Source organism: Gordonia sp. YC-XJ4 (assembly GCF_059511865.1).
This window is the reverse complement of sequence record NZ_CM183447.1, coordinates 2,904,723-2,920,286: the sequence shown is the minus strand read 5'-3', so window position 1 is coordinate 2,920,286 and position 15,564 is coordinate 2,904,723. Positions and strand designations below refer to the sequence as shown.

Here is a 15,564-nt window from a genome sequence, read left to right as displayed (position 1 = left end):
GGTCAGCCCAGCCTTTCGGAGAGTGCTTGCAGGAGTTCGTCTTCGGAGAGTTCGTCGAATCCGTCGTCGGGTTCGTTCGTGTCGAGGTCGGCCGTCTCCGGGAGGGTGGCCGCGAGATGGTCGGTCAGGGCGTCGACGGTGGGGTGATCGAAGACCACCGATGTCGGCAACAGTTCGCCGAGGGATTCCGAGAGCGCTCGCTGCAGGGTGACGCTCATCAGGGAATCCATCCCGAACTGGAAGAACCCGGCGCTGCGGTCGAGTTCGGCGGGTGAGGTCAATCCCATGACCTTGGCGACGAGATCGGCCACCCGGTCGGCGAGCAGGGACAGACGTACCGACGGGTCGGCGTCGCGTAGTTCCCGCCGGAATGCGGTGTCGCCCTCGGTGATGGCACCCCGGTCGGTGCCGTCGCCGGCGGCGGGCATCACCTCGTCGACGATGTGCAGTGCGGTGCGGGTGCGGTAGGCGGCGCCCAGCAGCTCCCAGTCGGCGTCGACCACGATTGCCCGCGCCGGGGTTCCCGGTCCGGTGACCGATGTCAGGGCGTCGATGGCGATGCGATCGTCCATCGGTATCAATCCGGACTCCGCGGTGACCTGTCGTTCGGCCGAATCCTGGTGATCGGCCAGCGATTTCCACAGCCCCCAGTTGACGGTGGTTGCCGGCAGGCCCGCGGTTCGGCGGGCGTGCACGAAGGCGTCGAGGAATGTGGTGGTGGCGGCGTAGTGGGCGAGCCACCGCGACCCGAGCAGGCCGGAGATCGACGAGAACACCACGAATCGGGACACCGGGAAGGTCAGCGTCATCCGGTGCAGGACGGCCAGGGCGTCGAGTTTCGGACCGAACATGGCTGCCACGTCTTCGTCGGTCATGTCGGTGAGGGTGACCGGACCACCACCGAAGGCGGCGAGGTGAACTCCGTCCAGCGCAGGAAGATCGGTGCCGAAGCGGGCGAACAACGCAGCCATGGCGGTCTCGTCGGTCGCGTCGGCGGCGACCACCACCACTCGGCACCCGCGGTCGCCGAGTTCGGCGACGAGCGGATCGAGACGTGTGCCCGGAGTGCGCGAGACGGCGACGACGGTGTGCGCCCCGCGGTCGGCGAGGTGAGCGATCAGGTGCGGGCCGATGTGTCCGGTGGCGCCGACGACCAGATGTGTCTGTCCGGTGATCGGTTCTCCCCCGACATCGTCGGACGATCTCACGCCCGCACGCAGTCGCGGGACACGACGTGCGCCGGCCCGGTAGACCACCTGATCCTCGTGATCGTCGGCGCCGATCTCGTCGAGTAGATAGCGTGCGACGACGCCGCCGGGGACCGAGGCGTCGACGTCGAGGACACCGCCCCAGATCTCGGGATGTTCCAGCGCCAGAGTGCGTCCCAGTCCCCACAGGGCGGCGTGCGCGGGGACGGCGTGATCGCCATCGGCCAGCGGTGCGCCGTTGCGGGTGATCAGGTGCAGCCGGGGTCGTGTGCCACTCGACACGGCAGCGGCGACGAGGCGACGCGCCACCGAGAACAGCCGATATGCCGGTTGCGCAGAGAACGGATCCGCCTCTGTGGCCGGGGCGAAGATCACACGATCGGCGCCGGAGATGCTCTGGCTCAACGTTTCCGAATCGTCGGTATCGTCGGCGAATGTATCGGGGTCGCTCGGGATGATCTGCGAGCCGCCGGGAAGCGTGGCGCGCAGCACGGTGATCGACTCCGTATCGACACCGTCACCGACGATCACCCAGCGCTGCGGGTGCACGAGCGTCGAGGTGCGGGGTGCCGGCATCGTCGGCCAGGCCAGGTGATGCCACCACGATCGGGGGACGCGACCGTCGGCGGGATAAGAAGGTGACCCTGCTCCGGGCCCCGCCGACGCTCCCGGGGATCGGGTGGGTGTGGGCAGCCAGAACGGGGTGTGTCGCCACGGCGTGCGCGGTAGTACCGGATGCGGTTCGGCCGGATGCGGGGTCGACGGAACACCCTGGGCGGCAGAGTGATACGCGCGGTGGAACGAGATGGTGTCGTCACGGTCGCGGTGCAGGGTCGCGACGACCTCGGCGTCCTCGGCCCCCGACTCCTCCAGGCATTCGACGAGCGCCTGGCCGAGGATGGGGTGCGGGCTGATCTCGACGAAGGTCGCATGGTCTTCAGCACCGCGGGCGACCGCCTGTGCCAGCCGTACCGGCATCCGCAGGTTGTCGGCCCAGTAGTCGGCGTCGACCACCGGAGCGGCGGAGTCCGCGGATGCCGGGTGCACGGTGGACAGGAACGGTATCCGAGCGGGCCGCGGAGCCAGGTCGGCCAATGCCGAACGCAGTGGTGCCAGAAGCGGATCCATCAGCGCGGTGTGCGAGGCGACCGTCATGGCGACCTTGCGCGCGAACACGCCGTCGGCGAGGACCTCGGCGAGGACCGCGTCGACGGCCTCGGGTGGACCGGCCACCACCGTCTGCCGCGGTGCGAGGTGACCGGCGATCTCGACGCCCGGATGTGCTGCCAGTCGTGCCGCGACCTCATCGCACGAGAGGCGCAGGACCGCGACACCGCCGGCCGGGGCCGCCGACATCAACCGCGAGCGGATACCGATCACGGCAAGTCCCTCGGCGACGGTGAGCATGCCGGCGACGACCGCGGCGCTCACCTCCCCCATCGATTGCCCGATCACCGCGTCGGGATGCACACCGTGATGTGCCCAGAGCCGGGTGAGCGCCACCTGCAGGCCCATCAGTACCGGTTGCACCTCGGCGTCACCGTGCAGGTCGCGGCGCTCGGCCAGAGCGTTGCGCAGTGAGAATCCGACGTGGTCGAGAAAGTCGGCCTCCATCTCGTCGACGGCGTCGGCGAAGGCGGGTTCGTCGGCGAGCAGAACGGCGGCCATCCCGGCCCACTGGGAGCCCTGGCCCGAGTAGACGAACACGGTACCCGTTGCGCGCGCGGCGTTCTCCCGCGGCGGGGTCACCCCGACGGCAACAGCTCCATCCACCGTGTCGCCACCGGCGAGGGCGCGCAGTCCGGCGATCGTGCCCGCCCGATCGCGGGCGGTGACGGTGGCGGTCACCGGCAACACCGCCCGGTGATGATTGAGGGTGTGGGCGATGTCGGGGACCGGGATCCCGGCACCGTCGGTGGTCATCCAGTCCGCGACTGTCGCGGCGAGATCGACGACCCGCTCGGCGCTGCGGCCCGAGAGGACCAGGGTGCTCACCGCCGGGGCGAGCAGCTCGACGGGCGGCGGATCGCGATGCACGACGGGTGCCTGCTCGACGACGATGTGCGCATTGGTGCCACCGAAACCGAAGGACGACACGCCCGCTCGTCGTGGTCGTCCGGTACTCGGCCATGCCCGCTTGGTGTCGACGACCTGCAGCCGCAGTTGGTCGAATGGTATGTGGGGGTTGGGTTCTCGCTGCTGCAGAGTGGCCGGGATGGTGCCGCGCGAACACGCCAGGACGGTCTTGATGAAACCTGCGATCCCGGCGGCAGCCTCGAGGTGCCCCAGGTTGGTCTTGACCGCACCGAGTAGCAGCGGCGCGTCGGCAGGGCGCCCACGGCCGAGCACCGTGCCCAGTGCGCGGGCCTCGATCGGGTCACCGAGCAGGGTCCCCGTCCCGTGGGTCTCGACGTAGTCGATCTCGCGCACGCCGATGCCCGCGCGGGTGTACGCGGTGCGCAGCACCTCCATCTGCGCGGCGGGATTGGGGGCGAACAGTCCGTTGGAATGGCCGTCCTGGTTCACCGCGGTACCGCGGATGACGGCGAGGATCCGGTCACCGGCGGTGAGCGCGTCATCGAGACGCTTGAGGATGACCGCCCCCGCTCCCTCACCGCGCACGAAACCGTCGGCGGCGGCGTCGAAGGCATGACACGCACCGGTCGGCGACAACGCGCCGGACTGATCGAAACCGGCGAACACCGCCGGCGTCAACAGTAGGTTCACCCCGCCCGCGACCGCGACGTCTGCTTCACCGGACCGCAGGCTCTGGGTCGCGAGGTGGATCGCCACCAACGACGACGAACACGCCGTGTCGATCGTCAACGACGGGCCACGCAGATCGAGGACATAGGACAGCCGATTGGCGATGATGCTCAGGGCCGCACCGAGATTGCTCCACGCGTCGATCGTCGGCAGGTCGGTGGACGCGAGATACCCGTATTCGCCGGCGCAGGCGCCGACGAAGACACCGGTCGGCGTCCGGCGCAGGGATTCGGGTCGGATCCCGGCATGTTCGAGGGCTTCCCAGACGACCTCGAGCATCAGACGCTGCTGCGGATCCATCTTGGCCGCCTCGCGGGCGGTGATCTCGAAGAAGTCGGCGTCGAAGCCCTCGACGTCGTCGAGGAAGGAGCCGTGGCGGGTGGTCGAGGCGAGGGCGTCGACAACCTCGGGACGACCGTCGTCGAAACGGTCCCACCGGCCCCGCGGCACGGTGGTGACGGCATCACCGCCGGCACAGAGAAATTGCCAGTACTCGTCGGGACCGCTGATCCCGCCGGGGAATCGGCATCCGATGCCGACCACCGCGATCGGACCGTCGTCGGCCGATGATCGCCCCGCCGATGCCGATTGCGGTTCGACGTGGTCCCCGAGGCACAGGTGGGCCACCAGCGCGTCGATCGTCGGATGCTCCCAGAACTCGACGGGCGAGACCTGCCTGCCGAGGAACTCGGTGAGTTCACCGGAGATCATCACCGAGTCCCGGGAGCCGAGCCCGAGATCGGCCAGCGCCACCGTCGGATCGATGTCGTTTGCCGGGCGATCGACGAGGGCGGCGAGCCGCGTGGTCAGCCAGTCGCGCAGAACGGATTCGAGGTCGTCGGCGCTCATCGGAGACCGTGCTCCGCACCCAGCGGTGACGGCGCGGACTCGGCGTCGGCGAAGAGATCGTCGAGCAGGCCACCGGAATCCTCGGCGGGCAGTTGTGCGGCCGGCTCGTCGTCACCGGCGATCCGGGTGGCGAGGTAGTCGGCCAGCGCATCGATGGTCGGGTGATTCCACAGCATCGTCGCCGACAGTTCGAGACCGGCCAGTTTCTCGGCATCCCGGCGGATCGACATGGCCATCAGCGAATTGAGGCCGAACTCGGCGAAGGGGACGTCGGTGAGCAGGTCGGCCTCCGACATCCGCAGTTCCCGGGCCAGGATCGCTCGCAAGCCGTCGCGCAATCCGGCGAGCAGGTCGGGCCTGGCCATCTGCGACCACGACGGTGTGCCGGTGGTGGCGTCGTCGGCGTTCGGTGCGGGCGGTGGTGGCGGGAGAACGACTGCTTGTGCCACACCGGATTCGGAGATCAGGTCCCAGGCGTGCAGTGCCTCTGCCGGGGTGACGGGCCGGGATCCGCGGCGGGCGAGTTCGGCGGTGACGATGTCGGCGTCGACCGCGAACCCCAGTCCCTGCCAGGCGACCCAGTCGATCGTCAGGGCCGGGGTACCGGTATGGCGGCGCAGGCGCGCGAGCGCGTCGAGGTAGGCGTTGGCCGCGGCGTAGCCGCCCTGGCCCGCAATACCGAAATGCACACCGGCGCTCCCGGTCATCTCGAAGAAGTCCAGGCTGTCGCCGAAGACCTCGTGCAGTACCTGCGCCCCGGCGATCTTGGGTCGCATGACGGTGGTCAGTGCGGCGTCGTCGGACTCGGTGAGCAGTCTGTTCTCGGTGACCCCGGCCGCGTGCACGACACCACGGATGGGTGCGGCGCCCTCATCGTCACGACGGCTGAGGAAGGCCTGCACGGCCGCGCTGTCGGCGACGTCGAGTGCGACGACTGTGACGGTGATGCCGCGACTCTCCAGGTCGCGCACGGTGTTGATGCGGTCGCGGAGGATCGGGTCGAGATCGGCTCGGTCCCAGTCGCGGCGCGCCGGCAGACCGGTGCGGCCGACCAGGATGAGCCGGCGGGCACCGTGATCGACGAGCCGTCCGGCGATCACGCGGCCGAGTGCCCCGAGTCCCCCGGTGACGAGGTAGGCGGCATCCGGGCGGCAGCGCAGCATGACGCCGGCGCGTGGTGCGGGATGCGTTGCCTCGCCGCGTGTCCCGGTGTCGTCGCGGGTCTCGGGGGTCTGGAGGGGTTCGAGGCTCGGACGGAGCAGCCGACCGTCGCGCAAGGCGGCGATACCGCCCCACGGCCGACCGAGCCGCTCGGTGATCAGCGGCGCCGCGGTGGCCGGATCGGCACCTGCGGCCAGATCGATCAGTCCGCCCCACGCGTCGGGGTGCTCCTCGGCCATCACCGTGGCCAACCCCCACAGCGCGCTCTGGGGCAGATCGCCGGGCGAGTTCGGTTCGCGCACACCGCGGGTCACGATCCACAGGGTCTGCGAGGTCGCGTTCCGGGCCATCCGTGCGATGACGGCGGTGACCTCCGAGGTCATTCCCGCCGCGGCAGCAGCATGATCGGCAGCCAACTGATCGGGGTCCGCCGCGGTGGTGGGAGCGACGTAGATGACGTGGCGGGCGTCCTCGGCCCGATCGCGGCATGGCACTCCCGCACGCGCGAGTGCCACGGCGAGGGCATGCGCGTCGCCGAGCACAGCCACCGCGTCGCCTTGTGCGATCGTCGTCGGTGAGGCCGTGTCGGTTCCGACGTCCTCGCGCCACACCACGGTGCGGACCAGCGACCGCGGATCGGCTTCCGCCACAGCGGATTCGGCCACACCGGGTTCGGCGTCGACCATGGTGAACCGCAGGCCGCGGACGAGGAGGGCGTCGTCGGCGTCCTCGGTGGATCCGACTATGTCGACGACGAGGTCGGCATCGTCGGACACCACTCGGCGGATGTCGAGGACGGCGCGGGTGCCGCGCAGGGTTGTCGGCAGGAGCACCGAGTCGATCCGGGCGGGAACCATCAGGTCGCGGGTCGAGTCGTCGACGAGTCGGGCGACGTGGGCCGCCGCGTCGAGCATCGCGGCCGGCGAGGGCTCGGGTAACCCGATGTCGGCCAGCATTCGGCCGGTGCTGCGCGCGACGCGTGACACCTCCCAGGCGAAGGGCTGCCCCTGCACGCCCCATTCGGCGAGGAGATCTGCGGTCGAGGAGGTCGGCGTCATCGCCACCAGGTCGGCGGTGTCGATCGGCCGGGAACCGTTGTCGGAGTTGAGGCCTGGCCGGAGGCCCGGCGGGGTCGACGAGACCGGTCGCGCGGTGACGTGGCGGACCCGCCGCGAGGTGTCGTCGTCGGTGATCGCCGAGGACGAGATGGACACCGAGTCGGCGTCGGCGACGACGTGGATGCGCCGGGGCGCATCCACCGCGATCGGATGGCGCAAGCTGATGTCGGTCAGCCCGTCGGCACCGAGGTGGGCAGCGGCGCCACCCAGGGTGGCCACCAGAACCGAGTGAGGTTCCCCCCGAACCGTAGAGGCATCGATAATGAGGAGCACGATGCCAGAGAAGCGGAAGAAGTACGACCGGGAGTTTCGTGATGGGGCGGTCCGGATCGTCGAGGAGACAGGTAAGCCGATCGCCCAGGTCGCTCGAGACCTGGGGGTCAACGAGGGCACCTTGGGTAACTGGGTCAACCGGGCGCGCGCCGAGCGGGAGGGCCGCGGCGAGCTGACCGTTGATGACGCTGCTGAGCTCAAACGGTTGCGTGACGAGGTCGCCGAGCTGCGCATGGAGCGTGATGTCCTCAAGCGATCAGTGGTCCTGTGGGTGAAGGAGGCGACGAAGTGAGCGTGGCACGCTTTATCGCCGACCAGAGGACCAACTATCGGGTGCCACACGCGGTGTCCTGCCGGCTGCTCGGGGTCAGCGAGGCGTGGTTCTACAAATGGCATAAGCGGACCCAATCGCCGGGTGCGGCAACGGGTTTGCACACCACCCGCGACTATCGCCGGGACACCATCGACCGGGCCGTGGCGGTGGCGTTCGACAAGGCCCGCGGCCTGCACGGGTCACCGCGCCTGCATGCGGATCTGCGTGCTGACGGGTGGACGGTGACCGAGAAGACTGTCGCTGATTCGATGTGTCGTCAGGGCCTGGTCGCGCGGCGGATCCGCCGGCGCAACGGGCTGACCCGTCAGGACAAGACCGCCCCGAAGTTCCCCGATTTGTTGGGTCGCGATTTCACCGCACAGTGCCCCGATCAGCGGTGGGTCGGCGACATCACCGAGATCCCGACCGCGGCGGGCAAGCTGTATCTGGCCACGGTCATCGACCTCTACAGTCGCCGCCTGCTGGGGGCGGCCACCAGTCGTCACCCGGATGCAGCGTTGGCGTGTGCGGCGATCGAGATGGGGGTCGCCACGCGGGGCGGTATGCAGGCGATATGGCGTGATGACGATGCGCAGAAGCTGATTTTCCACACCGATCGTGGGTCGACGTACACCGCGAGACGGTTCACCAGGCTGTGCCAGAAGATGGGTATCCGGCAGTCGATGGGCCGGGTCGGATCGTGTTTCGACAACGCCGCAGCGGAGGCATTCTTCTCTTCTTTGGAGTGGGAAGTGTTGTCACGCAACGAGTTCCATACTATCATGGAGGCGCAGGCGGTCGTGTTGGAGTGGTGCTACGGCTTCTACAATCACCAGCGTCGCCACAGCGCGATCGGGATGATGAGTCCGGTCGACTACGAGAACACCGCAGTCACCGAGCCCGAAGCCGCATAGAGGAGTCCTCCACGATTCCGGGGGAACCACAGAGACGGGGACCACCTCGAGTCCGTGCAGCAGGTGATGTCCCGGGTACGGCAGCGCCGCGGGCGTGAGGTCGGCACGCCAGAGGTGGGTGGTGTCTCCGACCGCGATGTGCTCGCCGAGCAGGGTGCCCGGTCGTGGGGTGAGTTCGGCGCTCGCCGCACGCGACCGCGAGGAACGGGCACGGGTGGCGAACCAGTGCCGGGAGTGATGCCACGGCGTCGTCGGCAGTTGCGGATGCGGACCGAACGGAGCTGGTGCCGGGATGTGGCGGCGATCGGTGCGTGCGATGTTCAGATGGGTGTGGAAGGTCATCACCTCGTCTGCATCACGCAGGAGTGTGGGGACGGCGTGATGATGGATGTCGGCGAGGGTCTCGTCGATCGCGTGGGTCAGCAACGGGTGCGGGCTGACCTCCACGAAGACTCCGTGGTCGACGCCCGCCCGGGCCACCGCCGACGCGAACCGGACGGGATTGCGCAGATTCGCACACCAGTAGTCGGCGTCGAAGGTGGGTTCTCCGGTGTCGAGCGTGGTGCTGAGCAGCGGCAGGTGGGGACGCCGGGGGCTCAGATCGGCCAGTGCCGCACGCAGATCGGGCAGCACGGGATCGATGATCGGGTGGTGGGAGGCGACGTCGACCTCGACCCGCCGGGCGAGACGATCCTGCGCCGCCACCCGATCGACGACGGCATCCACCTGTTCCGGGGGGCCGGCGATGACGCATTGCCTCGGTGAGGCCAGCACCGCGACGGTCACGCCGGGAAAGCCCGCGACGAGTTCGTGGGCGGAAGGGGCGTCGAGTTCGATGAGCGCCATGGCGCCTTGTCCGGCGAGCCGCCGCATGAGGCGCGACCGTGTGGCGATGACCTTCAGGCCGTCGGCCACGCTGAGCGCGCCGGCGACGACGGCCGCTGCCGCCTCACCCATCGAGTGGCCGATGACGGCGTCGGGGACGATGCCGTGGGCGCGCCACAGTCGCGTCAGGGTGAGCTGGAGGCCGGTGAGGACCGGCTGGATGCGGTCGATCCCGGTGACCGGGGCACCGGACCGGACGACCTCGATGAGCGAGAATCCGACCTGCTCGACGAAGTCCGGTTCGATCTCCTCGAGCGCGTCGGCGAAGGCCGGGTCATGGGCCAGCAGACCACGCGCCATCCCGACCCACTGCGATCCCTGGCCGGAGTAGACGAACACCGTCCCGGGGCGACACGGCTGCTCGTGGGCGGCGACGACACCGGGTGCGCTCACCCCGTCGGCGAGCGCCCGCAACCCGGTGATCGCCGCGGCATGGTCGGTCGCGACGACGGTCGCGAAGGCGCGTGCGCGATCACGGTGGTGATCGAGACCATCGACGACCTCGGCGAGCGGCACCGCGGCACCGTCTCCGTCGAGCCAGTCGGCGAGAGCGCCGGCCGTGGTCGCGATGCGCTCGCGAGATCTACCTGCCACCACCAGGGTCGCGATCGGGGACTTCGGTGATCGGCCGGTGCTGTCCATGCTCTCGGCCGCCGGTCCGGTGAGGGCTTCGGGCTCCGGCGCCTGCTCGAGGACGAGATGGGCATTGGTACCGCCGAAACCGAAGGCCGACACCCCGCCGCGACGAGGCCTGCCCGTCGTGGGCCACGGTGTCGTTTCGGCCACCACCTTCAGGCGCAGGTTGTCGAAGTCGATGTGTGGATTCGGTTCTGAGAAGCCCGGAGTCGCCGGGAGGCAACCCTTCTCGAGGGCCAAGGCGACCTTCAGGAAACCGGCGATGCCGGCCGCGGCCTCGAGGTGACCGAGATTCGATTTCACCGCGCCGATCAACAGCGGGTCGTCGGCGGGGCGTCCCCGACCGGCGACCGCGCCGAGGGCCCGCGCCTCGATGGGATCTCCGAGCAGGGTGCCGGTGCCGTGTGCCTCGACGTAATCCACCTCGCGCGCCCCGATGCCCGCGGAGATGTAGGCGGCCCGCAGCACGGCCATCTGCGCCGACGGATTGGGCGCCATCAGCCCGTTGGAATGACCGTCGGAGTTGATGGCACTCCCCCGCACCACCGCGAGGACGTGGTCGCCGTCGCGGCGGGCGTCGGCAAGACGTTTGAGTACCACGACGCCGCATCCCTCGGAGCGGACGTAGCCGTCGGCGGCGGCGTCGAACGAGTGGCACCGCCCGCTCGGCGACATGGCGTCGTTGCGGTCGAAGCTGCGCGTGATCGCCGGGGAGAGCATGACATTGACACCTGCGGCGAGCGCCGTCGACGACTCACCCGAGCGCAGACTCGCCACCGCGAGGTGGATCGCGACCAGCGACGACGAACATGCGGTGTCGACGGTGATCGACGGACCACGCAGATCGTAGTGATAGGACACGCGGTTGGCGATGACCGACAGCGCGCCGCCGGTCCCCGACCAGTTGTCGACCTCGGCGAGGTCGGCGGTGGCCAGGAAGCCGTACTCCCCAGCGCATGCGCCGACGAACACCCCGGTCTGGCTGTGCCGCAACGATTCCGCAGGGATTCCGGCGTTCTCCAGCGCCTCGTGCGAGACCTCCAGCAGCAGCCGCTGCTGGGGGTCCATCTTGTCGGCCTCGCTGGGCGAGATGTCGAAGAACTCGGCGTCGAAGGCATCGATGTTGTTGAGGAATCCGCCCCAGGTGGTGGTGCGCGCCAGCGCCGCGTCGGTCTCGGCGGTGCCGTCGGCGAACGACTCCCATCGTTGCGGATCGACGTGGCCGATCGCATCGCCCTCGGCGAGCAGGAAATCCCAATACTGTTGCGGGCCAAGGATGCCGCCGGGGAACCGACAGCCCACCCCGACGACGGCGATCAGATCATCGGTGTCGGTGACGGGGCGCGCGTCGGTGTCGGGGTTCCGGGCTGCCGGCGCCGAATCGGTGGCCGCCGACCCGGTGTCTCGGCCGAGCGCGAAGCGTGCCAGCGCTGCGACGCTCGGGTGCTCCCAGAGATCGACCGGCGACACCGGCCGGCCGAGGTATTCGGCGAGTTCGCCGGCGAGGACCACCGCGTCGCGGGACCCCACGCCGAGATCGTGGAACGGGATGTCGACGTCGACCCCGTCGGGGTCGCAGCCCATCAGGACGAGCCGGTCGACGAGCCAGTCACGCAGTTGCCGTTCGGCACGATCGTCCTCGCCCCGATCGGCGCGATCCCCTGGGGTCACCGGTGGCCGTCCAGGCGGGCGAATCCGCCGGTCCGATAGGTCTCGCCGGCGGCGGCGCGCCGGGTCTTGCCGCTGGTGGTGATCGGAATCGAGCCGGGCGCGACGAAGACCACGTCGGCCGCGCGCACGCCGTGTCGACCGGAGATCGTCGCCACCACCGCCGCCCGCAACTCGTCGAGGTCGACCGGCTCTCCGCGATCCTTCACCTCGGCGATCACGACGAGTTCCTCGGCGTGCTCACCGGGTACCGACACTGCCGCCACGCGGCCCCGGGTCAGCTCGGTGACCGTGCCCTCGATGTCGTCGGGATAGTGATTGCGGCCGTCGATGATGAGCAGATCCTTGATGCGACCGGTGATGAACAGCTCGCCCTCGGACACGACCCCGAGATCGCCGGTGCGCAACCATGGTCCGGCCGGGGTGTCCGAACGCGGATTCTCGATCCAGCCGCCGAACGTCGCCTCGGTGCGTTCGGGATTGCGCCAGTACCCCGCGGGCACGTTCTCGCCGTGCACCCAGATCTCGCCGATGCGGTCGGCGGGGTTCTCCTCACGGGTATCGGGGTCGACGATGCGGTAGGTCACCGAACGCTGGGGTCCGTGACTCATCAACACCGCGCCGTCCTGCCCTTCGCCGCACCGCAGCGCGTAGCCCTTCGCCAGCTTCTCGAAGTCGAACCGCACGCCCACAGCCGGAGTACCCGGAACGAGCGCGGAGACATACAGCGTCGCCTCGGCCAATCCGTACGCAGGCCGGACGATGTTCTCCGGCAGACCATCCGGGGTGAATCGGTCGACGAATCGGCGCACCGTGGCATCGTGGACGCGCTCGGCTCCGCACATGAATCCGGTCACCTGGGAGAGGTCCAGACCGGCCAGGTCGTCGGCGGAGGTCCGGCGGGCGGCGAGCTCGTAGGCGAAGTTCGGCGCAGAGGTGAACGACTTGGGATGACCGGCCATCACCTGAATCCAGCGGGACGGTTTCTGCAGGAACGCCATCGGACTGATGTCGACGGTGTGCAGACCCGCCATCACGCCACCGCAGATCCCCAGGAGCAATCCCATGTCGTGGTAAAACGGCAGCCACGACACGAGCGTCGAGTCACGATCGGGCCAGCCGCCGTGATGAGCGAACATGTCGGAGATGAGCTGGTCGAGGTTGATGACCACGTTCTTGTGCGAAACCATCACGCCCCGAGGCGAACTCGTCGACCCCGAGGTGTACTGCAGTACGGCGGTTCGGTCCCGGCCGACCTGGCTGCCGGCGGCGGCGACAGGTGTGTGGTAGTCGAGGGCGTCGATTTCGACGACCGCAGGCGTCACACCGGGCACGCTCTGCGTGTAGGGCAGGATCTCGTCGATGACGGTCGTGGTCGCGAAGACGACCGCCGGCGTGCAGTCGGCCAGAGCCGAACTGATGCGCTCGTCGTGGTGGGCTCCGAACATCGGAACCGACAGCGGCACAACGATGAAACCAGCCTCGAGCGCTCCGAGGAACGCGACGATGTAGTCGAGGCTCTGCGGACTCAGGATCGCCGCCCGGTCCCCGGGCGCGCCGTGCCGACCGAGTTCGGCGGCGACGACGCGTACGCGGTCGTACAGCTCGGCCCACGTCAGCGTTTCGGAGAAGCCGGCCGGATCGACGTCGTAGTCGATGAAGGTGAATGCTGCGGCATCGGGCTGGTCAGCTGCGCGAGCGCGCAGAATCCCAGGGATGGTGTCCTGCAGCGAGGGTCGTGCTCTCCCTCGACTGTTCACTGCTGTCCGTCACTTTCCCCCCGACGGCGAAATGTGTGTCTGTATGCGCGATGTGGCGGCCACCAACCACCGCAGGGTGCATCGCAACGATGTCTGTCGAGCCTCCCCTCCCAAGGAGGCGTTTCGAGTGAGCACGTGCGTCGATTCGACGGTTATCACGACGCGTGAGGTGTTCACGCTGTCGCGATCGTCGTTCAATCACAGCAACTCTCTCGTGAGCCGACGATACATGCACTGACTGTGAAGAACGGTGTCCGAGGGCGTCCCACACGACTTTACTGCCAGGTGTCACAGTGGGATTGAGGGAAACTCCGCCGAATCCGACTTCACCGGTCCGATTCATGCCTTTGCACCGAATTTACGTCGAGAATTCACCGAATCCGCGAAATTCACGGAAAGTCGACAGCGTTTTTCCAGAAATGAATTGGCGTTGTTTCTGAATTCAAACAGCCCCGAAATTCGGTGAGGAATGTCGATGTGAATTCGTGGCGGAACGACGGGCGCGGGTCACCCGGGTCGTGCCCGGGGTCGGCGTCAGTCCTTGGTGGCGGACAGGCGGCGCTCGATGTCGGCTGCCACGTCGGCGAGGTGCTCGGACAGATAGAAGTGGTGGCCGGGGAACTCACGCATGGTGAATTCGGCCGAGGTCCGTTGCTCCCACGGAGCAACCTTCTCTGCGGTGGCGACCTCGTCGTTGTCGGCGTGATACGCGTGAATGGGACACGCCAGCGTCACCTCCGGCGGGCATTCGTAGGCCGTGATCGCCTTGAATCCGCGCAGGGTCGGCAGAATCCGTGACGAGAAGGCCTCGTCCTGCAGCATCGCGGGGTCGAGTCCGGTCATCGCCGAGACCGCGTCGAGCAGTCCACGATCGGACTCCGGGATGTATTCGTACCCACTGCGGCCGGGTGCGGCGCATGCGGAGACGAACAGCGCCTCGATCTGCACCCCGCGCTGTTCGAGGCGGCGGGCGGTCTCGAAGGCGACCAAGGCCCCCATGGAGTGGCCGAAGAACGCCACGCGCGTGTCCGGGCCGAAGGCCGGCAGTTTGCTCAGCACGGTGTCGGCGAGGGCGTCGATACCGGTGAAGGCGGCCAGGTCTTGGCTTCCGTTCTTTCCCGGGTACTGGACCGCCACCCGTCCGATATCGGTGGTGAAGGTCCGTGCGAAGGGCACGTAGAAGGCCGCGGAGCCGCCGGCGTGCGGGAAGATGTACAGCGTAGGCGCGGTCACGCCGCATACGATAGCGCCTCACAGGGCACGCGGGTCCGCGACGATCACCGCCGGCGGGACCGAGTTGGCGCACCGAGCAGATGATCGGTCCCGACGGCGCTGCCGATAGGCTGACGGACATCATGACCGAGTACCTGCGTGATGGCGCCTCCATCTATCGTCGATCGTTCGCGATCATCCGTGCCGAGTCCGACCTGTCCGCGTTCGCTCCCGACGTGGCCGGTGTCGTCGTGCGGATGATCCATGCCTGCGGACAGACCGATCTCACACGCGACGTGGTGGCCACCGAGGGCGTGGTGCGCGCCGCACGGAATGCCCTGACCGACGGCGCGCCGATTCTCTGTGATGCCACGATGGTCGCGAGCGGGATCACACGGCGTCGTCTTCCCGCGGACAACGAGATCCGATGCCATCTCCACGATCCCGCGGTGCCGGAGTTGGCCGAACGCATGGGTACCACCAGAACCGCTGCGGCACTGGAACTCTGGAAACCGGTCCTCGACGGCGCCGTCGTCGCGATCGGAAACGCCCCGACCGCACTGTTCGCGTTGTTGGAGATGATCGACGCCGGGGCGCCGCGGCCGGCGGCGATCGTCGGTGCGCCCGTCGGCTTCGTCGGGGCCGCCGAATCGTGCGCCGAGCTGGCCGCCCGCGCCGACCTCGAGTTCATCACGGTCACCGGCCGCCGGGGCGGGTCCGCGATCACCGCTGCCGCCATCAACGCACTGGCCAGCCCGGAGGAATGAGGCGTCGACCATGGGTTCAGAACAATCTGTGTCA

At 68.7% G+C, this 15,564-nt stretch carries 7 protein-coding genes and 1 pseudogene; 3 read left to right on the top strand and 5 right to left on the bottom strand.

Annotation, left to right across the window (positions count from 1 at the left end):
* Window positions 1-2: 2 nt before the first annotated feature.
* Window positions 3-4,823 carry an SDR family NAD(P)-dependent oxidoreductase gene (locus tag AC5ZH6_RS12800; protein ID WP_496169099.1) on the bottom strand — a complete coding sequence of 1,607 codons (4,821 nt, stop codon included), beginning with the start codon at window positions 4,821-4,823 and terminating at the stop codon, window positions 3-5.
* Complete coding sequence (locus AC5ZH6_RS12795) at window positions 4,820-7,321, bottom strand: KR domain-containing protein (RefSeq protein ID WP_496169097.1); 2,502 nt, start codon at window positions 7,319-7,321, stop codon at window positions 4,820-4,822. The genes AC5ZH6_RS12800 and AC5ZH6_RS12795 overlap by 4 nt, the downstream gene beginning before the upstream one ends.
* 55 nt (window positions 7,322-7,376) lie before the next feature.
* Between AC5ZH6_RS12795 and AC5ZH6_RS12790 the strand changes: the two genes are divergently transcribed.
* Complete coding sequence (locus AC5ZH6_RS12790) at window positions 7,377-7,667, top strand: transposase (RefSeq protein WP_005195137.1); 291 nt, start codon at window positions 7,377-7,379, stop codon at window positions 7,665-7,667.
* On the top strand, window positions 7,664-8,602 hold the full coding sequence (locus tag AC5ZH6_RS12785) for an IS3 family transposase (protein WP_496167630.1): 939 nt from the start codon (window positions 7,664-7,666) through the stop codon (window positions 8,600-8,602). The genes AC5ZH6_RS12790 and AC5ZH6_RS12785 overlap by 4 nt, the downstream gene beginning before the upstream one ends.
* 24 nt (window positions 8,603-8,626) lie before the next feature.
* Here AC5ZH6_RS12785 and AC5ZH6_RS12780 read toward each other — a convergent pair.
* The 3 genes and pseudogenes from AC5ZH6_RS12780 to AC5ZH6_RS12770 all read right to left on the bottom strand — a co-directional run.
* A pseudogene (locus tag AC5ZH6_RS12780) lies at window positions 8,627-11,707 on the bottom strand (type I polyketide synthase); the annotation flags it as partial.
* Between the two features lie 83 nt (window positions 11,708-11,790).
* Window positions 11,791-13,551 carry a fatty-acid--AMP ligase gene (locus AC5ZH6_RS12775; RefSeq protein WP_496169096.1) on the bottom strand — a complete coding sequence of 587 codons (1,761 nt, stop codon included), beginning with the start codon at window positions 13,549-13,551 and terminating at the stop codon, window positions 11,791-11,793.
* A gap of 534 nt (window positions 13,552-14,085) precedes the next feature.
* On the bottom strand, window positions 14,086-14,784 hold the full coding sequence (locus AC5ZH6_RS12770) for a thioesterase II family protein (protein ID WP_006370182.1): 699 nt from the start codon (window positions 14,782-14,784) through the stop codon (window positions 14,086-14,088).
* Window positions 14,785-14,906: 122 nt separating this feature from the next.
* On the opposite strand from AC5ZH6_RS12770, the gene AC5ZH6_RS12765 reads away from it, so the two are divergent.
* Entirely contained in the window at window positions 14,907-15,530 is a 624-nt protein-coding gene (locus tag AC5ZH6_RS12765; protein WP_170320202.1) for a precorrin-8X methylmutase, read from the top strand.
* Window positions 15,531-15,564: the final 34 nt, after the last annotated feature.